We start from the raw sequence: 26,426 nt of genomic DNA, 5'->3' as shown, positions 1-26,426 counted from the left end.
ACCCTTTCCTCCTCTTCATGAATCAATTGATCAAAGTAATAGGTCTAAACTCCTCCATATTGCTTTTAAGCTTTTTTAAGCTTTTAATATCTTCTATGATCTTGCTATAAAAATACTCTTGGCTATTTATATAATCTTCATCTTTAACTTCAGGTTTTATATATTTACCATCCTTGTTTAATACACGAGCCTTAACATTATCTTTTAGATAAACACTCAATATTTCTTTTAATACTTTAGCATTCTTTTTATCCTCTATAGGAAATAATATTTCTACCCTTCTGTCTAAATTCCTGCTCATCCAATCTGCACTGCTTAAGTAAATTACGTCATCACCATTATTATAAAAATAATATATTCTGCTATGTTCTAAAAATCTCCCAACTATGCTCCTAACCACAATATTTTCACTTAGCCCAGGCACACCTGGTTTCAAACAACATATTCCTCTAACTATAAGCTCAACGGTTACTCCTGCGTTAGAGGCCTTATATAGAGCATCAATTATTTCAACATCCACCAGTGAATTCATCTTTGCAATTATCTTTGCTTTTTTCCCATTACGAGAGTTCTCTGCCTCTCTATTGATTAAATATAAAAATTTCTTCCTTAAATTTGTTGGTGCAATATTTATTTTATTTAAATCCCTAATTTGAGAATATCCTGAAAGCATATTAAACAATGTAGATGCATCTGCTCCAAAATAGGGATTGGAAGTTATAAATCCAATATCAGTATATATATTAGCTGTAACATCATTGTAATTTCCAGTGCTCATATGTACATATCTTTTAATGCCATCCTCTTCTCGCCTTACAATTAAAAGTATCTTTCCATGAGTCTTTAAACCTACTAGACCATAAATAACATGGCAGCCAGCTTGCTCTAGCCTTTTAGCCCAATTGATATTATTTTCTTCATCAAATCTAGCCTTTAGCTCTAAAAGTGCTGTAACTTGCTTACCATTATCCGCTGCCTCTGCTAAAGCCTCTACAATAGGAGATTTCCCACTAACCCTATACAAGGTTTGCTTAATAGCTAAAACCTTAGGATCTTTGGCGGCAGCTTTTATTAGTTCCACAACAGAATCAAAACTTTCATAGGGATGATGCAAAACAATATCTTTATTAGAAATCACCTGAAATATATCATCACTTTGCAACAGCTCACTTGATATTACAGGTTTTATATCATCAAACTTTAATTGAGCATAACCTTCAATCGAATATATCTTAAATAGAAAAGTTAAATCCAAGGGTCCCTTTATTTCATATAAACTTTTATCTTCTATCTCCTCCTCTTCTTTAATAATAGCTAAAATTCTATCATCTAGTTCTTTTTCATATTCAAGCTTTATGGTAGCTCCCCAACGTCTTAATCTTATGCTTTGCTCTATGGTTTCTAATAAATCTTCTGCTCCTTCTTCATCAATGCTTAAATCCGCATTTCTTGTTAATCTATAGGCACCCATAGCCATAACCTTATAACCAACAAAAAGAGAATTTATATTTAACTTAATTATATCTTCTAATAGCACAAACTTCTTAGAATTATCTTCTGCAGGTATTTCTACTAATCTTTTTAAAACAGAGGGGACCTGCACCGTAGCAAATATAGTCTCTTCCTTGTTCTCACTATACTCTAAGAGTAGAGCTATATTTAAGCTTTTATTTAAAATTAATGGAAAAGGTCTGCTTTTATCTACCACCATGGGAGTCAACACAGGAAATACATAGCTATTATAGTATTTTTCTATATATAATTTATCTTCTTGGCTAAGTTCATTCAAACTCAATATGTAAATATGTTCCTTCCTTAAACAAGGTAATAGGGTATTGTTATAGCACTCCTGCTGCTCAACACTCATCTTATGAGCTCTATGCCCTATGCTTTCTAATTGCTCTATGGGAGTTAGCCCGGAAGGATCCTTTTCCTTAAAATTTGCCTGAACTTGATCCCAAATTGAACCTACCCTTACCATAAAAAACTCATCTAAATTTGAAGCAGTTATGGCTAAAAACTTCAATCTTTCTAGAAGGGGATTACTTTCATCCTTAGCTTCGTCTAATACTCTTTGGTTAAACTCTAACCAGCTTAGCTCACGGTTTAAATAATTATGATTATTCTTTTTATTCTTCATAATAGTCCTCACCTTTTTTAAAAGTCTCTATGTATTTTTAAAATTGCTTTGCAGCCCATTACCTCCTCAAAAAATTCACTCTTTGAGGAGAAAGACCATTCCTCTAGTAAAATATCATTCTTTACATATACATTTATGAAAATGCTTCTATGTTCTTCCATGCTAATGATTATTTTGCTAATTTTGTTCCGTCTTGACACATCTAAGGCCTCTGATAATTTTAAAATAGCTGCAAGTTTTGAAACTATAATTCTCTCATTAGAGTTTAAGGCATTATACTTTTTATCATTGCTGCTAGGAATTCTATTTCCATAATATTTTGCTATATTTGCTACTACTAATAATTCTCTATCAGAAAGCCCCATGATATCTTCAGATTTAATAATATTAAAACAATAATCTTCATGATTATTTAAATTAATATACTTACCTACATCATGCAAAATGGCAGATATCTGAAGGTATAGTTTTTCTCTTTCTCCAAGCTTATGTATAGGAACTGTGCTATCAAATAAAGTTATAGCTAAATTCTCTACAACTTTAGCATGATTTTCATCTACCCCATATTTGCTAGCTATGTATCTTACAGAACTTAATATGTCATTTAAAAACTCTTTTTTTCTAGGAGTATTAAGCTTTTCATCGATCATATCCACTAATACCCCATGTTTTAAAGATGCTCTAGGAGCAAATATGCCCTCTGCCTTTGTCATATTTAAAAATTTTATAAAAATTATCAAAGAAGGTAATATCAGTTCTGCTTTAACTAAGGGTATGCTATATTCTAACGATAATATTTCAACGTTCATGTTTTTAATCTTATCATATAGCTTTAAAAGAGCGTCCTTAGGTATAAAATTAGGATTTTTGTTATATTTGTTCTTTATGCACATGGAGGAAATAATAGAGAGGTCTCCTCCTAAACCGATATAATTTTTAATATTCAGCTTCTCTATATTATCTTTTAATACATATATTTTGCTATCTACGTATTCGCTAATAATATCAGGAAAATCCAAAGTTTTTGGCTTCATCTGAGATAGAAACTCATAAAGCCTCAAGGCACCAACCTTTACATAACGTGTAAATTTCAAATTACCTTCGCTATAAACTGAAGCTTCAACCCCTCCAGAACCTACATTGATAATCATAGCACTCTTATTAAATATAATTTCTCTTCCATTTGTTAAGTGCTCATCCAAAGCCTTGTGAATGTAAAATCTCTCTTCTGCATTATTTATATCTTTAACTTCTATGCCAGTTTTTAATCTCACTTGGTCTAAAATGTAGTGCTTATTTTCCGCCTCTCTTATACCACTAGTAGAAACAGCTCTGTAATTCTTTACTCGATATTCTTTCATCAACTTTGAAAAACCTTTTAGTGTTTCACAAGTGTTTTGTATGGTTTCAACTCTTATTTTTCCTAAAGTAAAGGTATCTTTCCCCACATCTGTAGGTTTCTCTAATTCCTCCAATATAAAGTATTCACCATTAGGCATTATCTGTGCAATTATAAGTCTGATAGCATTAGAACCTAAGTCTATAGCCGCCATAGTTTCCATGTTTGTAGGACCCATAAATACTCCCCTTTACAAAGCGATATGTATTATTTAAATGAATTATATCATATTTAATATAAAATAATTATTCCTATTATATTATTTAACATTTCTTAATCAATAAATATTCTCTGACATTTTAACATTATTTATTTATAAACCTTTAAATTCTTAACATTATTAGCGGAAGTACATAGTTTTTTTATTATATTCTTGTAAAACAGGTGTTAATTAAAGCTTGATTAAAATGTATAATTTAAATATGATTAAATTATACTTATGTTAGGTATTTATATATTTGACTTTTTAAAATATATACATGCCTTAACCAAAATAAAAGGAGTTTTTAGAAATGAAAAGATTAGGGGTAATAGACATTGGGTCTAATTCTGTAAGACTAGTTATATGTGAAATTACGGAGGCAGGTACTTTTAAAATAATAGATGATTTAAAAGAATCCTTGAGGCTTGGAGAGGATGTTGAGGATTTAGGTGTTATAGGAGAAGAGAAAATCCATAACACCTTAAGTACTCTAAAAACCTTTAAAGTTCTTTGTGATACTTTAAAGGTGGATGATATTTTAGCTGTAGCTACAGAAGCCTTAAGAAAAGCAGAAAATAGCTTAAGCTTTATAGAGAAAATTAAAGATTATACTGGAATATCTATTAGAGTTTTATCTGGAGAAGAGGAAGCTAGATACGACGCTTCTGCAGTAATGCATAGCATGTATACTTCTAACTCTATAATTGTGGATATTGGTGGAGCCAGCACTGAGCTAGTATGGGTTTATAATAATAAGATTATGGAATTTATAAGCTTACCTTTCGGTTCAGTAAATTTGACAAAGAGATATAATTTAGGAGATATTATTACCACTGATAATGAAGAAAGTTTGAAGAGTTTTCTTATAAATTCTTTTAAGAAAGTACCTTGGCTATTTAAAGCTAATTTCGATAATATGATAATTGTTGGAGGTTCTGCTAGAAACATAGGTAAAATTGATAGAAAAGTAAAACGATATCCTTTAGATATATCGCATAACTATATTTTAAATGACTATGATCTACAAGATATATATCATATGGTTAAAAGCAAAAACTTAAAGCAAAGGAAAAAAATCGAAGGGCTATCTAAGGATAGAGCTGATATATTTGTAGCTTCAGCTACTGTATTATACACTTTAACAGACATGCTTAAAATAAAAGAAATAAAAGTAAGTGGCAAGGGCTTAAGAGAAGGTTTGATTTACGAATACATGTATCAAAAGCCAAACTCTGAGGAAGATATCCTTGATTTTTCTATTAAAGGCATTCTTAAAAGTCATAATATTAATGAAAGTCATGCAGAAAACGTATATAATATATCTTTAAAGCTTTTTAGCTATTTAAAAGATCTTCATGAATTAGATGATTCTTTTATAAATATCATTAAAACCGCTGCTTACTTACATGATGCCGGTATCAGTATTAGATACTACGATCATCATAAACACTCTTTCTACATTATTTTAAATTCAGAGATAAATGGGCTTACTCATAAGGAATTGGTAATGAGTGCTTATATTGCGGCTTTTCATAGAAACAATGACTTTGATGTTAACCTATGTCAATTCAGTGGAATCATCAATAAGCTAGACTTGATAAATATTAAAAAGATAGGTGTGCTTTTAAAGATAGCAGAGAGTCTTGATAGGAGTATGACAGGCTCCGTAAAAGACTTCCAGTGCAATATTAATGAAGAAACTGTGGATATTAAAATTATAGCTGATAAGGAGATGGCTTTAGAATTAAACGACGCTGCAAAATCTGCTGGGAAGTTTAAAGAGATTTACAATAAAGAACTGAATATTTATATGTAAATTAGTAAAAAAGCGACGAAAGTCGCTTTTTATTAGTTTGTAGTATTTAGCTTTCCTATAAGAAACATGGTCTTCATTCCAAGGCTAGTAAACTTTTCTTCGTATTCTGTCATTATATTTTTATCAAATCCAGATTGATGTAAGTCATAGGTAACAAATTCTAAGCTAAAGCTATTGTCTTTAAAGTAGTCTAAAGAAGCTTCAAACAAATCTACATCATCGGTTTTAAACCAAATCTCTGTTTCTGGTTTTATAAACTTTTTATACTCTGTCAAAAGCTTAGTATGAGTTAGCCTTCTCTTGTTATGGCTTTTCTTAGGCCAAGGATTGCAGAAATTTATATATATTTTGCTTATTTCATCCTTATCAAACACATCTGCTATGAAACCTATGTTCATAGGTATAAATCTTACATTACTTAATTCGGCTTCTTGTACCTTTCTAACTCCGTACACCAAAACCTCATCCTTTAAATCTATTGCAATATAGTTGATATTAGGATTTTCCTTAGCCTTTTCGCAGATAAACTTTCCTCTCCCGCAGCCTAACTCTAAGTGGATAGGATTACTATTACCAAATTCCTCTTTCCATAAACCTTTCTTATCAAAAGGTCTTGTTATTACTATAGAACTAGCTTCCATCTCCGGTCTAGCCCACCATTTCTTTCTTAATCTCATAGAGTCTCCTCCTAGGTTGTTAAATTAAATTTTAGCAATTAAAGAAGTTATTTTTAGCAATTTTTCTAGAACAAATTCCGTTGGATAACCAATAAGTACATTTGATATAGGTGTCATTATAAATATTATTAGTATAACCATTTGATATCTATAAATAAAATCACCGAATTGATAAAATACTTTAGGAAATAAATCTCTTAAAATATGAAATCCATCTAGACCTGGAAGTGGTATCAAATTAAAAAAGAATAATATTATATTTATATAAATCACATTAAAAATTATTTTCCACAATATTGAGGCAAGGGAAGCATTAGGTATATAGTTACCAAATTTTAAATATATGCCAAATATAATAGAGAATACTAGAGCTACAATTAAATTAGCTAAAGGTCCTGCAAAGGAAACCTTTAAATCATCCTTATAATAACGCTTGTATGCACTAGGATTAGTCTGTACTGGTTTCGCCCAACCAAAGCCTGCAACTAATATCAGTAAAAAACCTATAGGGTCGATGTGTGCTATAGGATTAAAGGTTAGCCTTCCCTGAAATCTTGGAGTTTTATCTCCAAGTTTATCCGCCATGTAGGCATGAGCATATTCATGAAAGGTAAAAGCAATCAAAATTGCTGGTATTTTTAACACTATACCCTGTATATCCATTGAAAGTAAATTTCTCACGTTTTTTCCTCCTTGAAGCAAAGTATTTAGAAATATTATATCATTAAAATAATATAATTTAAAAGGAGCAAACTAAAAGCTGCCCCTTAGAATTTAGTTTTTATAAGTTTTCCTCCATTTATGCTAGCAATTCCGCCATTATACATATGCAAGAATTTGCCTTCATAAGAAACCTCTTTGCCAGAACTTAGCTCCTTAACTATACCTTTTAAATTGTCATTAATAAATATTTTCCCATCTAAGGATACATACACATCACTTAAGGTAACAGTTTCAGAATTTATCTCGCTTACTGACCATTTTTCAGTGCTATCCTTTAAGGTGCCATAGTGGATTTTCTTCACCTTATCACCATCCATTTGAGCTAGATAAATAACGTCCTCAGAATCTACGGATACCAAAGACAATTTATTTGCACCAGTTATAGTTATAGGATTTTTTACATTGGTAACGTGTATTTTATTATAAGTTAAATCCTCATAAACTAATTTATCCTCATGAGGTATCACTTCTATATTGCCAATTAAATAAGATTTTGTTTCTATCTTTCTCATATCTTCCATTATATTAAGCCAATATATACTGCTTCTATTTCCTGAATGAGCTACTTTTATATATTTTACATTAGTTAAAGTTGAGGCTTTAATATCTACCACTTCAGACTTTTGGTCTATGGATGCTAAATCTTTTATTTCCACCTTTTCTTTTCTATCTACATCATAATAAGAAAGCTTTAATGTAATTCCATTATTTTTAGTTGGAGCCTTTTCAGCTATGAGCATTCTATTTCTGTCATTCAACCATCTGTAAAAAGATATCTTTACTCCATCTTCAAAATTAACCTTTTGTATTTCTCCGTTATCTGTGTTTACCACATCTAGAATATCTCCATCATAATAAGATAAATACTTACCATCATAAGATAAATTAACATGTTTAGCATTTTGTGGTACGGAAATATCTATGGTTTTTTTTGGCTCAGGCTTTTTATTTTCTACCTTTTTAGCCTTAATGTCAGAAACATTATTAGACAAATAATAATTGTTTATATAAAACAGACCTAATAGCTGAAGAGATAGGGAAACTAAAATCCATATTAATATTCTTTTTAAATGCTTCATTTAATTCTCTCCTTTGTTACTTTACATAGACTACAGATGCCACGCTTCTTTCTCCCAAACTATCGGAAGGTCTATTTACAATCTCTCCGTCATAGTACATTGTAGTTGAAGAACCTCCATCTAGGTTAGTAGCGTTATAGGCCCCATATTGTATTAACACATCCTGTACTTCCTTTAATGAAGCCCCTACACTATACAAAGGTTGTCTGCCATCTATTACAAGTAGCAGCATAGCACCATCTTTTCTTTGTCCAATAGCAGTTCTAGGTGCAATACCCCATCCTCCATCTCCATTCTTAATAGTTGGTTGTCCATTTATTACTAAAGGAGGGCCAAAGGATATAGCTTCCATGGTTTTTAACTCCATTAATTCATTTACACTATATTTCCCTACCAGTAATCTTCCTTCTTTAGTTAGAGCCATCATTTCTCGCTTCTCATTATTATTAGCTAAATCACTAAAAACTAATTCCCCTTGAGACATTATTAGACCTGTAGGAGTGCCCCCAGTGCCAGTCCATTTACCATCAGAAGAAATATCTGTAAAGCCACCGCCATTTACTGCCGCAATAGCATCATTATCTTTGGCAATTTGGCTTGTTAATTGTCCTTCCCTTTTCATCTTTTTAGTGTATCCTACCTTAACTCTAGTAGGATCATTTATAACCAGTATATGTCCTTTAAACTTTTTACCACTTATATCATATCTCTCAATACTGCTGTCATGCTTTTTAGGTAGCTTTATATCATCTTGCTTTACTTGCTCAACCGATTCTACACTATCTTTGTTTAATATTGCATTAATTTTCTCTTCAGAAAGAAAAATCTTAGCAATATACTGATGACTTAATGTGGTCATGGCTGCTCCTACTATGGTAGTTTTTACATTTTCAAAAGGTCCATAAAAAACTAAAAGTGGAGCTGTAATTCCTGTAAACATAATTTCAAATACCAAAAAACATATTAACATCTTCCAAGAAAGCTTTTTCTTCCTTGGCTTCTTCTTCGTTTCTATATTAGGAGTTGAATTCATTCCTATATCGATCCTTTCTATTTTCACATTATATCAATTTGAACCCACTGTATATTTTACAATAATTAAGTACGTTTTTAAATAGATTTAAGTTATTAAATTTTTATAAATTTATTCATAAAAAGCAGATAAGTCACCTTATCTGCTTAATTATATAATCTTATACCTAAATTGTAAATCATATATTTATGATGCTAAAGTCTCTTAGCAGCTTCGTAGGCAAGAACAGATCTTTCACATTCGTCGAATTTTAAAGTAACTTGATAGCATAAAGGACTGCCTTTCATTTTTTCAGATGCGTAACATAATCCATTGGATCTAGAATCTAGAAAAGGTTGGTCTATTTGATCTGGATCTCCAATGAGAATAAGCTTGCTTCCTTCCCCTACTCTGGTAATAATAGACTTAACCTGCTTAGGAGTTAAATTTTGTGCTTCATCTATAATCACCCAATTTTTCACTATAGATCTTCCTCTAAGATAGGCCACCGCTTCTGTAGTAATAATCCTTCTCTGAAAAAGTTCATTTACCTTATCATCTAATTCCTTTTCATTTTTATATCTCTCTTTTTCATCAGAGTCAACTAATATCTGTAGATTATCATATACTGGTCTCATAAAGGGTGCAATCTTTTCTTGTTCCGTACCGGGTAAAAACCCTATCTCCTCATCCATAGTTACATTAGGTCTACAGATTAGTATCTTTCTATATTCTCCGCTTTCTTCTTCTATTATTTTATGCAATCCCGCAGCCAAGGAAAATAAGGTTTTAGCTGTACCTGCTGGTCCTTTTATTATCACTAAGGGTGCCTTTTCTGCATTACTGCACAAGCATTCAAGCATGAATCTTTGTCCTACATTTCTAGGGTTTATTCCCATAAGATTCATATCCTTAAATATTAGAGGTACTATATCCTTACCGTCAAATCTGCCTAAAGCCGTTTGCTTTGGATTATCCATATTATGCAAAATGACAAATTGATTAACCTCTAGCGTTGGTACTGAATACTTTTGATCTTCCTCTGAATAAAATAAAAGCTTCTCTAAAGATATTTTTTTTTCGTGAAAAAATTTTTCCAAGCTTTCCGAAGATAGATATACCTCAATTCTTCCAGTATATTGATTATCATACTCTGGCACTACTTTCTCATAAAAATCTTCTACTTTAATATTTACTATATCAGCTTTTATTCGTTCAAAGGTGTCCTTAGTTATTAAATATACATCTTCTCCTTTTTCCTTTAGGCCCTTACAAACTTGTATTATTCTATTATCAGCCTTTTTTTTGTCCCAGGTTATTGGAAGTTCTGTATCATAGTGGTTCATTTCTACCCTGAGTTTTCCTCCACCTGGCAAATCAACCCCTGTATTTAAATTTCCTAATTTCCTCAATCTATCAATTAGTCTTGCTGCATATCTAGCATTAGCACCTAAATCAGTTTTATCTTTTTTGAATGAATCTAATTCTTCTAAAACCACCTCTGGTATTACTACATCATTATCTCCAAAGGACATCAACGCTGCCGGGGAATAAAGAATAACATTAGTATCCAGTACATAAGTCCTCTTCAATGCCAAAAACCTCCTTCCCTTTGCTTATATAATATGTCTTCATATAAAAATTGTTAATTATATAGAATATAGTTATTTATATTTATTCCTTCTAATGATTTCATATGCTTTTAAAAATAAAAATAACCTATAACTTAAGATTTATAAAATCTAAAATTATAGGTTATTTTTATTTAATTTATGCCAATTCCAAAGCTACCTCAATCATTTTAGTAAAGGTTTCTTGTCTTTCCTTAGCACTAGTTTCCTCACCAGTAACAATGCTATCACTGACAGTTAAAATAGATAAAGCATTTACACCAAACTTAGCTGCTAAAGTATATAGAGCAGCTGTTTCCATCTCAATAGCTAGCACTCCAAATCTAGCCCATCTTTTCCAAGCATCTTGTTCGTCTTGATAGAAAGTATCCGAGGTCAAAACACTGCCCGCCTTCATATTTAAGTATTTCTCCATACCATAATCATAAGCTTTTTTTAACAACTCAAAATTAGCAGTAGGTGCAAAATCCATACCATTAAATCTTAATTTATTGATGCTAGAATCAGTACACGCACTCATAGCCAAGATTACATCTCTTACCTTAATATCTTCTTGTATTGAACCACAAGTTCCTACTCTTATAAGATTTTTTGCTCCATAGCTTTGAATAAGCTCATTAGCATAAATAGATATAGAGGGTACGCCCATACCAGTACCTTGAACAGAAACTGCCTTACCTTTATAATTTCCTGTAAAACCGTACATTCCTCTTACTTCATTATAACAAACTACATTATCAAGGAAGGTGTCCGCTATGAATTTAGCCCTTAATGGATCCCCAGGAAGCAACACTGTTTTTGCAATAGCATTATCTTTTGCTCCAATATGTATACTCATATAAATTCCTCCTATAAATTTCTTAACTACGATGTAAATATAATGATATTATATATATGCACTTATTTAAAGAGATTTTTTTAATTTTATACTTTATATATAAAAAATAACTAGTCACTATACTAATTACGGACTAGCTATTTAAGGTATCTTATTCTATTCCTCAGATAAATCATAGTCGTCATGTTCTTCGTCATTATGCTGCAATTTATCATTATTTCTCTGAGGAGCTTTATTCATATTATCTTCTCTTTTAATAATCTTCTTGGCACTTTTATTAGATGCTTTTTTATCATAATTTTTATATTGACTTATAATGTTTTTAAATGCATTATAATCATAGTCTTTTTTATCTATTATTTTATCATTATATATAAAATTATTTAATATATTGCTATTCTGCTTTTTATCCATTATTATAACCCAGCTACCTTTATAATTGCCACCTTCACATAACTCGCTTACTGGTATTTGCAATTGTTCAATGGTCATAGGTTTTATTTTAGAAACGGTATATCCATAATTAATAATAGTCATAGGTTCTATATTAGTTTTTATATAATTAGAAATTTTACTCACCATAGAAGGATAATTCCAAAAATTCATTGCTAATATTCTTTCACTTAAAAGCATCATCACTTCTCTCTGTCTCCTATTTCTTTCAAAGGATCCATCCCCAACTTTTCTTATTCTAGTATAAGCTAGTACTTGCTGACCATCTAAATGCTGCAAACCACTCTTTATAATCCTAGGTGATTTTTTTTCATTGACCTCGCCTATATACTTATTTATCTCATCAACCTCATAATCCTTTATACTAATATCAAGACCTCCCAAACTATCTACTATATCTTGGAATCCCCAAAAGTTTACCACCATATATTTTTCAATTTTTATATTAAGATTACTTTCTAAGGTCTTTAACAATAATTGAGCCCCTCCTAATGCAAAAGCTGTATTTATTTTCTGCTGTCCATGGCCTGGTATATTTACATAAGTGTCTCGCATTATAGATGTAAATTTTAACTTCTTGTTATTTTCATCAATAGTAGCTATAATCATGGAATCGGATCTGCTATTTTCATTTACTTCTCTAGCATCTAGGCCTATGAAAAGTATATTGGTAATTCCCTTTTGATATTGAAAGTTACTCTCCTCTTCTTCTGCATGCTCTGTCTTTTGTTCCATATTTCCTTTAATTTTTACTTCAATTTCATTTTCTTTAGGTGTAGCCTCATATATATTATTACGAATATTGCTATATAAACTATAAAAATAACTAAAAATACCTATAAAGAGAATTAGAAAAAGAATAATAATCTTCTTGAAAATTGATAATTTCTTCATAATTATGCCTTCTTCCGTAAAATAAAAACTATAATCTTATTATGTTCACTTTTTAAGCTTTTATATTATGTTTTTTATTCCATGAGAAGAAGCTTTTTATATTTTATTAACTATAAGTAAAAGAACCAGTTCTTAAAAAACTGGTTCTCAAAGGATTATCCTAATATTTCTTTTATGTCATTTTCAGCATTAGTTATTGGCGCAATTCCAAAATTGTCTACTAATACTTGTAAAACATTTGGAGATATAAAAGCTGGTAATGATGGTCCTAATTTTATATTCTTAATATTTAAGGACAATAATGTTAGTAGTATACATACAGCTTTTTGTTCATACCATGACAATATCATTGAAAGTGGAAGATCATTTACTCCGCAATTAAAGGCTTCTGCTAAAGCTAATGCTATCTTAATTGCTGAATAAGCATCATTACATTGTCCCACATCTAATAACCTTGGCAATCCAGCAACAGTTCCAAAATCAAGCTTGTTGAATCTATATTTACCGCAAGCCAATGTCAGTATTACTGTATCTTGTGGCAAGCTAGTAGCTAACTCTGTATAATAATTTCTTCCTGATTTAGCTCCATCACAACCACCTATTAAGAAGAAATGTTTTATAGCACCAGCTTTAACTGCTTCTATAATCTCGCCAGCATGGCTTAAAGTTGCATTTCTTCCAAAGCCAACTAGTATAGTCTTTTCTTCCTCAGTTTCTGACCATCCGCCTAGTTCAAGAGCTTTTTCAACTACAGCTGTAAAATCCTTAACTCCATTTACATCATCAATATGAACTACATCTGGCCAAGCCACTACACCTGAAGTGAAGATTCTATCTTTATAGTTATCTCTTGGTTTTTGTATGCAGTTTGTAGTCATTAAAACTGCTCCTGGTAAGTTATCAAATTCCTTTTGTTGATCTTGCCATGCTCCGCCATAGTTTCCAGCTAAATGACTATATTTTTTAAGTTCTGGATAAGCATGAGCTGGTAGCATTTCACCATGAGTATAAATATTTATTCCTTTTCCTTCTGTTTGTTCAAGTAATTGTTTTAAATCTTTAAGATCATGACCTGAAACCACTATGAAAGGTCCTTTTTTCTTTGTAATGGCAACTGGTGTTGGTTCTGGATGTCCATAAGTATCAGTATTAGCCTTGTCCAACAATTCCATAACTTTAAAGTTAACGGAACCTAATTCCATATTTAATCCAACCCACTGCTCTAGGGTTACACTTTGGTCTAAAGTTTTGCTTAAAGCTTTAAAGAAGAAGTTATTAACTTCTGAATTTTGGTATCCTAAAACATAAGCATGATGACCATAAGCTGCCATACCTTTTAATCCATAGATAGCTAATTCCTTTAGGGATCTTATATCTTCATTAAGGGAAGCATCTGACATAATATTAAAGGCCTTTGCATCTTCCATCATAGCGTCTATGTTTTCTGGAGCCACGTAGTCAGCACCTTCAAACACATTTTCTACTGCACCTACCATATTCTTAAGCTCTGCTTTTACTTTATTTCCCTCTAATACTATAGCTGCAATCTTTTCAGCATCAAAGCTTACATTAGTTAAGGTAGTGAATAATCCATCCATAACAAAGCTATTTATTTTATCACTAATGGTTAAACCATTTTCTATAGCAATATTACCATAGAATCCAATGCCCTTTAATTGATGTACTAATAAGTCTTGTAATGCAGCAACCCTTGAATCCTTACCACATACCCCTACCTTTACACAGCCTTTACCGCCAGCAGTTTGTTCACATTGATAGCAGAACATTTCATAGTTAGAACCTGTTTGAATATCCTTATTTAAATCCTTTAATAATTCATTTACATCTATACCATGGATTTGAGCTGCTTCTTCTAGAGACTCCATTTGTGAAGATGGACATCCAATGCATCCTAACCCTTTTGACATCAAAATTTCTGCTGCTTTTGGGTTTAATTTTAAAGCTTCTCCTATAAGAGTTTTAGCAGTTATCATTTATTTACTCCTCCTTAAAGTCATATTTATTAATTAATTTTTATTTTTTCGAACTTACAAGCTTATTGTACTAAAAATAACTTTCAATATCGGTAACATTGGTTACAGATAGAAAATTTTTATAGTTAATGTTATAATTATATGAATTAAAATCATAAAGGATGATAGCTATGAAAAGCATAATACTTGATCTATTAAAAAAAAGTTCAGATAGTCACATATCTGGTGAAGAACTAAGTAAAAGTTTAGGGGTAACTAGAGCTGCTATATGGAAATATATTAAAGCCCTTAAAGAAGAAGGTTATGAAATAAGCTCTGTATCAAATAAAGGCTATAAGCTTATTAGCAGTCCTGACCTGTTAACCTATGAAGAAATAAGCCCTCATTTAAAAACAAATATTATAGGAAGAAATATTTACTATTTTCAAAGTATAGATTCCACTAATGCTAAAGCTAAAGAACTAGCTAGACAAGGCGAAAAAGAAGGAACCTTAATAATTAGTGAAAGTCAAAGCTCTGGTAAGGGAAGATTGGGCAGAGCATGGACCTCTCCAAAAGATAAGGGAATTTGGATGTCTTTAATTCTAAGGCCTGATGTAGAGCCCTCCTATGCCTCTAAAATAACCTTAATTGCTGCTGCAGCAGTACATAAAGCCATAAAAGAATATTGTAATATCAATTGTGGAATAAAATGGCCTAATGACATAATTATAAATAACAAAAAGGTTTGCGGTATACTTACTGAAATGAGTGGTGAATTAACTAAAATAAATTATATTATCATGGGTATAGGAATAAATGCAAATTTAAATCTAGAGGATTTTCCAGAAGAAATTAGGGATATTGCGACTTCTATTAAACTAGAAAAAGGTGAATCTATAATAAGAAAAAATTTAATAGCTAAGATAATGAATGAATTTGAGCCTCTATACAACGAAATGATTAATTACAGCAATATAAATTCTACTATAGAGATATGTAGGGCTAATTCTATATTTATAGGAAAAGAGGTTAAACTCATAAATAAAAATGAAGTTATAATTGCAAAGGTAATAGATATTGATGACCAGGGAGAACTTATAATCGAGAAAGAGGATGGAACTATACTTCCCATAATATCTGGAGAGGTTTCTATGCGAGGACTTTATGGATACATATAAGAAAAAAGCGACAGAAGTCGCTTTTTATTTTTTAACTATAAAGTGAACATGCTCCGTAGCATCTCTATACTGAGGAAGTTCGCAATATTCCACAGCCTTTTGAACAAAATTATCATAAATCCCTGGCAGGGAGATAGATAAATCTGATAATTGTTTACCCATACCGCTTAAAAAACCCTCTGCTCCTGCATAAGATATAATATTGAATCCGCCATCCTCTATCTCATTCATAGCTAACTTTGGAGTGGTAAAGTAAGTAGCTGTGAAGCTTTCTTCTGGTGAAAACTTTAAATCACCTTTTATATATCTTTCAAAATGCTCTAAATCTTCAAAGACCTCTGGAAACTCACTAACTCCTGCTCTTAAGCATCCCCAAGTGTTAATATATGAGAACAAAGCAATTCCACCTTTTTTTAGTATTCTATAAACATCTTTTATAACCCTCAGCCTATCTTCTCTATGGTGCAAATGGTATAAAGGTCCCATTATTAAAATTCCATCATAAGTTTCGTCTTCAAAAATCTCTAATTCTAAGGCACTTCTACAATAATAGTTCCCAGCCTTTAACCCTGCTTCCTCTATTTTTGTCTTTGCTATTTCAAGCTCCTTAATAGAAATATCTAATAGGTGTGTGTCAAAACCTCTTTTTATTAATTCTAAAGAATATCTTCCTGGACCTGAGCCAATGTCAAGAATAGAACCCTCCTTAGGAAAATATTTATCCATTAAATACAAAGTACTTCTAAACTCTATTGTAGAATAAGGATTATTTAATCTATCCCACTCCACCTCAGCCATACTGTCATAATACTCTCTTACTTCATCAACCATGATTTTTCCCCCTCATAATATGATACTTCCTATAATAAGGCTATTCCATTGTTCTCACAAATATCTATCATTTTTTCAGGCCATATGGAAGCTTGAACCTCTCCAATATGCGCTTTCCTTAAAAAGTACATACAAATTCTTGATTGTCCTATACCACCTCCGATGGTAAAAGGCAGTTCTTCACTTAAAAGCATTTTATGAAAGGGCAATTCTTTCCTTTCAATGCACTCACTTACAGCTAATTGTTTTTCTAAAGCCTTCTTATCTACCCTAATTCCCATGGAGGATAGTTCAAGAGCTCTATCTAATACAGGATACCAAAGCAATAAGTCCCCATTTAATGTCCAATCATCATAGTCAGGAGAACGCCCATCATGCTTCTCTCCAGATCTTAGTTCTCCTCCTATTTGCATTAGAAAAACAGCTCCTTTTTCTTTGCAAATAGCATCTTCTCTTTCTTTTGGGCACAGTGATGGATATAAATCCTCTAATTCTTGCGAGGTTATAAAAAATATCTCTTCTGGAAGAATTTTATCTATTAAAGAATATTCCTTAGAAATATAGTCTTCCGTAGATTTAAACACCTTAAATATTTCAGTGACAATCTCCTTTAGGAACTCAATATTCCTTTGTTCTTTTATGATCACTTTTTCCCAATCCCATTGATCTACATAAATAGAATGAATATTATCCAAATCTTCATCTCTTCTTATAGCATTCATATCAGTATATAGTCCTTCTCCTGGTATGAAGGCATATCTATGAAGAGCCATTCTCTTCCACTTAGCTAAAGAATGTACTATCTCTGCCTTTTCTTCCTCTAAGGCTTTAATACTAAAATCTACTGGCCTTTCAACACCATTTAGGTTATCGTTTAATCCTGTTTCACCTTTTACAAATAAAGGTGCTGACACTCTTGTCAAGCTTAGAGACTTAGCTAATGCTTTTTCGAAAAAATCTTTTACTTTCTTGATTGCAATCTCTGTTTCCTTAAGATCTAATATAGTTTTGTAATCTTGTGGTATTATTAAGTCCAATTTTTGCATTTTATATCTCTCCTTTTTCTGCATAAATGGACTATCAATTTGGCCAAACCATAGTCATTTTTTTAATAAATTTTAAAAATAAAAAAAGCCCTTCATCCTATGAATAGGACGAAAGGCTATACTTCCGCGGTGCCACCTAAATTAACTTAAAAATAAGTTCTCTTAAATCAGTACAGAAAAAACACTATATACTGTCCTAGTTTTAACGGTAAGGCTCCGTCCAAGACTACTATCAATAATGAGTTCGTTTGGAAACTCCAGGCTGTTCTTCCTTATAAGCTTCGTATAGGCCTTTCACCCTCACCTACTCGCTGAAACTACTTCATATAAGTACTCTTCCTATCACTGTTTGTAACTTATTGTTTTTTATGATTATATATCAGCTTATGATAACTGTCAATACTAAATATCAGATTTTAAAATATATTCTTTAAGTATACCAGCAGACTCATGCAATTTACTTGATTCTTCCTCATTTAAACTAACTTCTAATATATTTTTAGCTCCTGCTTTTCCTACTACTGTTGGAATTCCCAAATATACATCGTCTATACCATATTGGCCTGTAAAAAGACTAGATATGGTTAAAATAGCATTTTCATCTCTCAAAATAGCCTCCACAATTCTTCTTACTGCTAAGGCTACAGCATAATTAGTATATCCTTTTCTATTTAATATTTCATAAGCTGCATTTTTTACTGCTTCTGGGATAGAATTTTTAAAACTACTATCACAATTTGCACACATCTTTAAACAATATTCATCCGCAGACATGCCAGCAATATTAGTTAAACTCCAAGCAGCAATCTCAGAATCTCCATGTTCTCCTATTATATAAGTATGAATATTCCTAGCATCTATGTTAAAATGTTCGCTTAGCATATATCTAAATCTAGAAGTATCTAGTACAGTTCCTGAACCTATAACCCTTGAACTTGGAAAGCCTGACAGCTTATAAGTTATATAGGTTAATACGTCTACTGGATTTGATACTACTAAAAGAATGGCATTAGGGTTATATTTAACTATCTGTGGAATCATGGTTTTAAAAATACTAATATTTTTGTTTATAATATCAAGCCTTGTTTCTCCTGGTTTTGGTCCAATACCTGCAGTGATAATAACTATATCTGAATCTTTTGTATCTTCATATTCGCCAGATATAATATTTACAGGTTTTACAAAGGCAGCTCCATGAGAAAGGTCCATAGCTTCTGCCATTGCTTTATCTTTATTAATATCTACTATAACTATTTCAGAAGCCAATCCCTCTAGCATTAAGGCATAAGCAGTAGTAGAGCCTACGAATCCTGCCCCTATTATAGAAATTTTAGTTCTTTTATCCATTATGTTAACCTCCAAGCATTAAATTTTGCATCATTATAATAATATTTTATTTCATTTGATAATAATTATCAATAAATTTATTGTAATTATTTCAATTTGTAAAATCATAATATTTTTTATTATTTATTATTATATTAATTTATTATTCATATATTTTTATCATTTTTATAAATAAAATTCTTAAATAGATACAACATAATATTATATAGAGTATTTTCAGAATATTTTTAATTATACATATTTTCATAAACCTCTTATATTTTTTTATAATTAATATATAATTATTTATTGTGCAAAATAAAAAATAGATATCAATTTCTATGAATAAGCTTTTTAAATAGTAGCTATAGAATTGTAATCTTTAGTATTGGAGGTGCTTCCCATGAATATAAATCTAATTGGCGTTCCACTTTTCTTTGGTTGTGATAAAGAAGGTGTTCAATTCGGTCCAAATACCCTAAGAGAAAACAATTTAATAAGTTTAGTACAAAAGTATAATCACAGAGCTTTTGATTTAGGTAACTTATATGTGCCTAAAACTGAAACTAAAGATAAATATTCTTCCCATGAAAAGATGAAATATTTATCACCTATTGTAGAAGTAAACAAAAATTTAGCTCATCAGGTTTATAGTTCTCTAGAATGTGGAAATTTCCCCTTCGTAATTGGTGGTGATCACTCATTAGGTTTAGGAAGCATTTCTGGAGCTAGTAAATTTTTAGACAATCTAGCCGTTATATGGATTGATGCTCACGGCGATATAAATACCCATGAAACCTCTCCTACTGGAAATGTTCATGGTATGCCTTTAGCTGCTGCTATGGGATTGGGTCATGAAGTTCTTACAGATCTTTATTATCAAGGTAGGAAGATAAATCCTGAAAATGTATATATAATAGGAGCTAGAGACCTTGATGAAGGAGAACAAGATATTATTAGAGAGTTTCATTTAAACGTATGGACAACTGAAGATGTAAAAAATCAAGGTGTTCATTCTATATTAAACAAAGTATTGCATAAATTAAATATGGATGGCATAAAAAATGTTCATTTAAGCTTCGATATAGATTCTTTAGATGCAAATCTAGTGCCTGGTACTGGAACTCCTGTGCAGGAAGGTATGGATTTGGATGAAGTAAAGGCTATATTAGAAATATTGTTAAATTCCGGACTTATAAGATCTATGGATTTTGTGGAATTTAACCCCTTAATTGATAAAAATAATAAGACATTAGAAATTGCTTTAGATTTATTAAATTTAATTTTTAGTAACCTTAAGTAACAAAGTGCTCTACAGTCATTTAGGTATAAGCATTATTATTGCGCCTATATGCCCGTAGGGCACTTTAGTCATCTTCAAAAAATTTATTTGAATTTCTTTATGCATTTATATTATTATATTAGTATGTACTAATCATAGGAGGAAAATAGATGAAACTTGTTTTTTTTGATACCGAAACTACGGGCATAAAACCAGGTAGTATTTGTCAACTAAGCTATATAATAGTGGATACAAGCGTGAAACCTAATAGCACCATGGGAAAAAATTTTTTCTTTACAGTAGATGAAATGGAGCCTAGTGCTGAAGAAGTTCATGGATTTTCTTTAGAAAAACTATATGAAATCAGTAATGGATTGTATTTTGAAGATCAGGTTGAGGAATTTCTAGAAGATTTCTTTACCGCAGATGTTGTTATAGGTCATAATGTAAGCTTTGATATTAAATTCCTAAAGCATGAGTTAGAAGGAATTGGGGAAGAATTTATCCCTAAGAATCAATTTTGTACTATGAGCTATTATAAAAATATTTGTAAGTTTTTAAATGGTCGCGGAGAATATAAAAATCCTAGATTGGAAGAGGTTATAAAATTTTTAGCTATTGATAAAAATGTTATTGATGCTGCCAGCAAGAAATTTTTTAGCGGCAGTGGAGATTACCATGATGCTAGATTTGACACCACAGCTACTTATTTAATTGTTACAGAAGGAATAAAAAAAGGATACATCCCAAAGCAGTACTTTAGTAATATGATTTCCAAAAAGTAAAAGATGTACTTTAGCTTAAGAAGAAACTCTTTTTTCAAAGAAAAACTTCTTAAGCCGAAGTACATTTTTATTGCACTACACTTCTAATCCACTTTTTTGATTTTACTCTCCATATTCCTATAAAAACTTTTACTACTTCCTCTAGCATTACCAAGGATACCACCATATAAACAGGCCACTTTAACAATAAAGCCCCTAGAAAAGCCAAAGGAACCCCTACAAGCCATACTGTACCCGTTTCTAAAAATAGTGAGAATTTAGTATCTCCCCCAGATCTTAATATTCCAACTACTAATAATGCATTAAAGGCTTTGATAGGCATGATTATTCCTATAATTCTTAATACTTTAATAGCGTCACTATAGGTTTCCGCTCTGACACTAAAGGCTTTCAGTATTAAAGGAGAAGCAATTATTAAAAGTAATCCCATAACTGCCCCCAATATTGGTACTATATATGAAAACTTTTTAGAATACTCTATAGCTCTGTGCTGTTTGCCCTCTCCAATTTTATTTCCTATCATTACTGCACAAGCATTAGATATTCCCATATTCATTACCATAAAAATGTTCTGAACCGTATTAGAAATTTGAACTGTAGCAATAGCTTCTGTACTTATCCTAGCATAAGCCATAGAGTACATGGTCATGCCTAAAGCCCAAAATCCTTCATTTAGGATAACAGGTATAGTTATTTTAAAGAAATTTGCAATAAATTCTTTTGATAAATCAAATAATTGCTTAAGGGGAGCTGCTAAGATGTTCTTAGTTGAATATACATAACCTAATATACATAAAAATTCAACAATTCTAGCAATAAGGGTTGCAATAGCCGCCCCTTCTATGCCTAAAAAAGGAAATCCAAACTTACCGAAAATAAGAAGATAATTTAAAATTGTGTTAGTCAATAATGCAATTATACTAATAAACATTGGAATCTTAGCTTGTCTTGTACTTCTCAAGGCGAAAGCATAGCTTAAAGATATAGCATTAATAACATAACTTAATCCCACAATCCTTAAATATTTGCTTCCTTGAATTACCACCATACTATCCTTAGAGAATGCTGACAATATAGATTTCGGAAATAGTACTGCTCCTAAAGTAAATATCAAAGCGATGCTACAACTTGTTATGAGACCAATTCCCTGAACTCTATGAATGTTTTTTATATCCTTTTTCCCAAAATATTGTGCAATAAAAATTCCAGAACCACTATTAATTCCAAAGAGAATAAGCACAAATAAAAAAAACAGTTGATTAGCTAATCCTGAAGCAGCAATATCTCTTTCCCCTAGAGCCCCTATCATAACAGTATCTACCATATTTAAAGATGAAGATACTAAATTTTGAAATGCTATAGGAATAGCTAAATGAATTAAAGTTTTATAAAAATTACGATCCTTTGCTCCTACCCCAAAGTTGTCTCCCTCCTACATAAATATTTAGTTTTTAATTATAATTTATCATAGCAAACTAAAATTTAAAACCGCTAGGAAAGATTATACCATACTTCTTAGTCTTTAATATAGTCTAAAGTTTTAAATTCATATCCTCTTTTTCTCCATTCTGTAATTAGTTCTTCCAATATCTCTGTATTGGTTTTAGAAATAGCATGTAATAATAATATGGCACCATTATGAGTATTTTTTAAAATATGATTTTTTGCATAGACTTTTTCTGGTTGTTTATTTACATCATAATCACCATAAGCAAAGCTCCAAAAAATATTTTTATAACCTAGCTTTTTTGCATAATACAAAGATAATTCACTGTACTTACCCATAGGTGGTCTAAAAAATTTAGCTATTTCCTTACCAGTTACATTTTTAAACTCTTTTTCTACATTAATTAATTCTAAAGAGAACTTCTCATAACCAGTTAAGGCCACCGATGCCATGGAGGGATGAGTGTCAGAATGATTTGCTACCAGATGTCCTTCTTTTACTATATTTTGTACTAAGGTCTTGTTGCTACTTATATAAGGCTTTGTAACAAAAAAAGTAGCTTTCACATTCATTCGTTTTAATACTTCTAATATCTTAGAAGTGTATCCATTTTCGTAGCCTTCATCAAAAGTTAGATATAATACTTTTTCATTCCCTCCCCCAGTAAAGTAAGCTAATCCGTTTGATATATAAGATTTTGCTTCTTTTGGCGGCTCTGGCAAATTTCCTTCTCCCTTAAATTTAAAGTACCAATCCTTTTCTCTTGTATCCATAGCTTTAATATCTGTATTATTTAACTCCGATTTTTCTTCTTTTTTAGGTTCCTCACTCTGCTTTTTTTCCTCTTCTTTTTTTTCCTCTTCCTTTTTTTCAGGGGCTGTGATCTGGTCTGTTACTGTAAAGGGTTCCTTCTTATCTATACTTTCAAGAGTATCCTCTTCTTTGTTTTCTGTTTTTGTGACCATAGTTATCTTATCTTTCCTAATAAATATTTTATAAAATACTAAAAAAGATATTGAGAATAAAAAAATTAGTAACAAAGAAAAAATTATTTTTTTTCTTCTATTCATGCTTTTCACCTCCAGCACTGTAAAATATTATATTTTAAATAGTAAAATTAATAAAAATGTACAGCTTAATTATACCTTTTATTAATGAAATGATTAAAATAATTATTTATATTTATAATACGTTAATATATTTTTAAAGTCTTTAATATATATAGCTACGACAAGATAATAATAGCTTTCTAATGAAAATATATCAATACTAGTATAAAATTACAATATTTGAAATGTAATTATTCTTAACCGAATTTGCGTTATACAATACCACATAATATAATTTAATTCATAATATATGAAGGGGGTTTTAAATCATGACAATTTCAGTTCAAATCATTATTGGGGTAGTTGTTACTCTAATAGCTCTTGTGTTACTTCTTTGGGTTATAGGCATAAGAATAATTCCCAATGACAAAGTAGCCATAGTTGAAAAATGGTGGTCCAGTAAAGGCTCCTTAAAAGAACAAATCATAGCTCTAAATGGGGAAGCAGGATATCAACCTGAGGTTCTTAGAGGTGGATTACACTTTCTAACTCCTTTACTATACAAAGTGCATATAGTACCTCTTGTAACCATCCCTCAAGGTAAAATAGCCTATGTTTTTGCTAGAGATGGTATGCCTCTTGAGCCTACTCAAACTCTAGGTACAATCATTTATGAATGTAATAACTTCCAAAATGTAAGAGCCTTTTTATCAAATGGTGGGCAAAAGGGACCACAAAGAGGTATTGTACGTGAAGGTACCTACGCCTTCAACTTAGCTCAATTTGTTATCATTACTGAAAACAAAACCTATTATCTTCCTATGGGAAATAAATCTGAGCAGGATTCTATTCTTGAGATGTCTAGAATTATCACCGAAAGAAAAGGTTTTGAGCCTGTTATTATAGAAGGTGTTAGCGATTTAGTAGGCATAGTAACTGTCCATGATGGACCTTCTTTAGGTAAGGACAATATTATTTGTCCTACGGTAGGAGATGATCCTGCTTCTGATAATTATCATAATAACTTCCAAGATCCCGAAAGATTTTTATTAGCTGGTGGGTATAGAGGTAGACAATATCAGGTGCTTGCAGATGGAACCTACTTTATAAACAGGTTATTTGCTACAGTAGAATTCATCAAGAAAATAGTTATACCTGTGGGTTTTGTTGGAGTAGTAGTTTCTTATACAGGCTCTAAAGGTGAAGATTCTTCTGGAGAAGATTATAAGCACGGCGAATTAGTAAAGCCTGGTTTTAGAGGAGTATGGAGTGAATCCTTAATGCCTGGAAAGTATGCTTTTAACACCTATGCAGGTAATATAATTCAAGTGCCTACTACTAATGTTATATTAAAATGGATCAGTAATCAGACTGGAAATCATAAGTACGATGAAAATCTTAAGGAAGTAAGTTTAATTACAAAAGATGCTTTTGAACCTTCACTTCCTCTATCAGTGGTATTTCATATAGATTACAAAAAGGCGCCTATGGTTATTCAAAGATTTGGTGATATTAAGATGTTAGTTGATCAAACTCTAGATCCTATGGTCTCTGCTTACTTTAAAAATATTGGTCAAACTAAAACCTTAATTGAATTAATTCAACAAAGAAATGAAATTCAAATACTATCCTCTAATGAAATGAAATCAAAGTTTAATCATTATAATTTAGAGTTGGAGGAAGTTTTAATCGGTACTCCTGCCAGTTCAAAAGCAGATACAAATATTGAGCAGATATTGACCCAATTAAGATCAAGGCAATTAGCAAGAGAACAGCTTGAAACCTATGCTACCCAACAGACTGCTGCTGAAAAAGAAAAGGAATTAAGGGAAGCTGAAGCAGTAGCAAAACAACAAACAAAACTTACAGAATCAGATATAAATATTAAAATCCAGGAAAATCAAGGTAAAGCTGAGCTTATGAAATCTAAACAGGATGCTGAAAAAATCCAAAGGTTATCTGAAGCAGATGCCTACAAAATTAAACAACAATCAGAAGCTGAGGCTTATAGGACCAGGATGTCAGCTGAAGCTCTAGCTTTCCAAACTAAACAACAAGCTGAAGCTGAGGCTTATAAGCTTAGACAGACTGGTGAAGCTGAAGCTATTAAAATTAAGAATATAGGTGAAGCTGATGCAGATAAGGAAGCTAGAATAGGTATATCAAAGGCCATTGCTGCCAAAGAACAAGTAAATGCCTATGGTGGTTCTCAATATAAGATAATACAAGATGTAATGAACAACTTTGCAGAAGCTATTAAAACCTCCAAGGTGGATATTGTTCCAAAAACTGTAATCACTGCTGGCAACAAAGAAGACAGTGGAAATATCCCTAATGCCTTTGAAAGTTTAATTATGCTACTATTAAGTGAAAAATTGAATTTTAATCTTCATGAAGTAAAGGAACTTTCTCCAGAGGTAGAAAAAATCAGAAATGAAATAATAAAGAATATATCTAAAGATAAAATAGATATTCAATCTTAGTTAAATAGAGGTTTGTCTTGTATGGCAAACCTCCGTTATTTATAAGCTTATTAATGATTCTGCGTATATTATGGATAAACATTACGTAAACTTAGTATATATGCGTTCTATATAAAGTATAACTAAACTTACTATAAAATTTGGTATTTAAACAATAAA

Annotated in this window: 20 protein-coding genes and 1 other annotated feature; of the genes, 5 read left to right on the top strand and 15 right to left on the bottom strand. The window is 31.2% G+C overall.

Going from position 1 to position 26,426, the window contains the following annotated elements; translation table 11 throughout:
* Positions 1-22: 22 nt before the first annotated feature.
* A complete protein-coding gene (locus BN2665_RS12375) occupies positions 23-2,140 on the bottom strand; it encodes an RNA degradosome polyphosphate kinase (RefSeq protein WP_055667424.1) in 2,118 nt (705 codons plus the stop codon).
* Between the two features lie 17 nt (positions 2,141-2,157).
* A complete protein-coding gene (locus tag BN2665_RS12370; protein WP_055667423.1) occupies positions 2,158-3,717 on the bottom strand; it encodes a Ppx/GppA phosphatase family protein in 1,560 nt (519 codons plus the stop codon).
* A gap of 334 nt (positions 3,718-4,051) precedes the next feature.
* Between BN2665_RS12370 and ppx the strand changes: the two genes are divergently transcribed.
* On the top strand, positions 4,052-5,557 hold the full coding sequence (gene ppx, locus BN2665_RS12365; RefSeq protein ID WP_055667422.1) for an exopolyphosphatase: 1,506 nt from the start codon (positions 4,052-4,054) through the stop codon (positions 5,555-5,557).
* A 32-nt stretch (positions 5,558-5,589) separates the two neighbouring features.
* Here the strand turns inward: ppx and trmB are convergent, their stop codons facing one another.
* The 8 genes from trmB to hcp all read right to left on the bottom strand — a co-directional run bounded on the left by trmB (position 5,590) and on the right by hcp (position 14,858).
* The gene (trmB, locus tag BN2665_RS12360; protein WP_055667421.1) at positions 5,590-6,234 is read right to left on the bottom strand and encodes a tRNA (guanosine(46)-N7)-methyltransferase TrmB; all 645 of its coding nucleotides are present in this window, start codon (positions 6,232-6,234) and stop codon (positions 5,590-5,592) included.
* A 24-nt stretch (positions 6,235-6,258) separates the two neighbouring features.
* Positions 6,259-6,897, bottom strand: coding sequence for a site-2 protease family protein (locus tag BN2665_RS12355; protein ID WP_055668389.1), 639 nt, complete (start codon positions 6,895-6,897; stop codon positions 6,259-6,261).
* A gap of 104 nt (positions 6,898-7,001) precedes the next feature.
* On the bottom strand, positions 7,002-8,036 hold the full coding sequence (locus tag BN2665_RS12350; RefSeq protein WP_055667420.1) for a hypothetical protein: 1,035 nt from the start codon (positions 8,034-8,036) through the stop codon (positions 7,002-7,004).
* 16 nt (positions 8,037-8,052) lie between these two features.
* A complete protein-coding gene (locus BN2665_RS12345; RefSeq protein WP_055667419.1) occupies positions 8,053-9,069 on the bottom strand; it encodes a phosphodiester glycosidase family protein in 1,017 nt (338 codons plus the stop codon).
* A 194-nt stretch (positions 9,070-9,263) separates the two neighbouring features.
* Positions 9,264-10,640, bottom strand: coding sequence for a PhoH family protein (locus tag BN2665_RS12340; protein WP_055667418.1), 1,377 nt, complete (start codon positions 10,638-10,640; stop codon positions 9,264-9,266).
* Between the two features lie 178 nt (positions 10,641-10,818).
* Complete coding sequence (gene deoD / locus BN2665_RS12335) at positions 10,819-11,517, bottom strand: purine-nucleoside phosphorylase (RefSeq protein WP_055667417.1); 699 nt, start codon at positions 11,515-11,517, stop codon at positions 10,819-10,821.
* Between the two features lie 156 nt (positions 11,518-11,673).
* The gene (locus tag BN2665_RS12330; protein WP_055667416.1) at positions 11,674-12,864 is read right to left on the bottom strand and encodes an LCP family protein; all 1,191 of its coding nucleotides are present in this window, start codon (positions 12,862-12,864) and stop codon (positions 11,674-11,676) included.
* A 155-nt stretch (positions 12,865-13,019) separates the two neighbouring features.
* A complete protein-coding gene (hcp, locus tag BN2665_RS12325; protein WP_074042302.1) occupies positions 13,020-14,858 on the bottom strand; it encodes a hydroxylamine reductase in 1,839 nt (612 codons plus the stop codon).
* A gap of 170 nt (positions 14,859-15,028) precedes the next feature.
* On the opposite strand from hcp, the gene BN2665_RS12320 reads away from it, so the two are divergent.
* Positions 15,029-16,018 (top strand): biotin--[acetyl-CoA-carboxylase] ligase, encoded by a 990-nt coding sequence (locus BN2665_RS12320; RefSeq protein ID WP_055667415.1) that lies wholly within the window; start codon positions 15,029-15,031, stop codon positions 16,016-16,018.
* Positions 16,019-16,042: 24 nt separating this feature from the next.
* Here BN2665_RS12320 and BN2665_RS12315 read toward each other — a convergent pair whose 3' ends face one another.
* The 3 genes from BN2665_RS12315 to BN2665_RS12305 all read right to left on the bottom strand — a co-directional run bounded on the left by BN2665_RS12315 (position 16,043) and on the right by BN2665_RS12305 (position 19,242).
* The gene (locus BN2665_RS12315; RefSeq protein ID WP_055667414.1) at positions 16,043-16,849 is read right to left on the bottom strand and encodes a class I SAM-dependent methyltransferase; all 807 of its coding nucleotides are present in this window, start codon (positions 16,847-16,849) and stop codon (positions 16,043-16,045) included.
* Positions 16,850-16,878: 29 nt separating this feature from the next.
* Positions 16,879-17,895, bottom strand: a complete 1,017-nt coding sequence (gene asnA / locus BN2665_RS12310; RefSeq protein WP_055667413.1) for an aspartate--ammonia ligase — start codon at positions 17,893-17,895, stop codon at positions 16,879-16,881.
* Between the two features lie 101 nt (positions 17,896-17,996).
* Positions 17,997-18,250: a binding site (T-box leader), on the bottom strand.
* 47 nt (positions 18,251-18,297) lie between these two features.
* A complete protein-coding gene (locus tag BN2665_RS12305; protein WP_055667412.1) occupies positions 18,298-19,242 on the bottom strand; it encodes an L-lactate dehydrogenase in 945 nt (314 codons plus the stop codon).
* Between the two features lie 382 nt (positions 19,243-19,624).
* Here BN2665_RS12305 and rocF point away from each other — a divergent pair, with 382 nt between their 5' ends.
* Entirely contained in the window at positions 19,625-20,524 is a 900-nt protein-coding gene (gene rocF / locus BN2665_RS12300; protein WP_055667411.1) for an arginase, read from the top strand.
* Positions 20,525-20,673: 149 nt separating this feature from the next.
* Complete coding sequence (locus tag BN2665_RS12295; RefSeq protein WP_055667410.1) at positions 20,674-21,288, top strand: 3'-5' exonuclease; 615 nt, start codon at positions 20,674-20,676, stop codon at positions 21,286-21,288.
* Between the two features lie 67 nt (positions 21,289-21,355).
* Here the strand turns inward: BN2665_RS12295 and BN2665_RS12290 are convergent, their stop codons facing one another.
* On the bottom strand, positions 21,356-22,654 hold the full coding sequence (locus tag BN2665_RS12290; RefSeq protein WP_278335905.1) for an MATE family efflux transporter: 1,299 nt from the start codon (positions 22,652-22,654) through the stop codon (positions 21,356-21,358).
* A 149-nt stretch (positions 22,655-22,803) separates the two neighbouring features.
* On the bottom strand, positions 22,804-23,805 hold the full coding sequence (gene pdaA / locus BN2665_RS12285) for a delta-lactam-biosynthetic de-N-acetylase (RefSeq protein ID WP_074042301.1): 1,002 nt from the start codon (positions 23,803-23,805) through the stop codon (positions 22,804-22,806).
* A gap of 308 nt (positions 23,806-24,113) precedes the next feature.
* On the opposite strand from pdaA, the gene BN2665_RS12280 reads away from it, so the two are divergent.
* Complete coding sequence (locus tag BN2665_RS12280; RefSeq protein WP_055667408.1) at positions 24,114-26,267, top strand: SPFH domain-containing protein; 2,154 nt, start codon at positions 24,114-24,116, stop codon at positions 26,265-26,267.
* Positions 26,268-26,426 lie beyond the last annotated feature (159 nt).

Origin of the sequence: Desnuesiella massiliensis (assembly GCF_001403615.1) — a bacterium.
Classification (GTDB): domain Bacteria; phylum Bacillota; class Clostridia; order Clostridiales; family Clostridiaceae; genus Desnuesiella; species Desnuesiella massiliensis.
The sequence above is the reverse complement of the archived record's forward strand: the minus strand, read 5'-3'. Positions and strand labels throughout refer to the sequence as shown.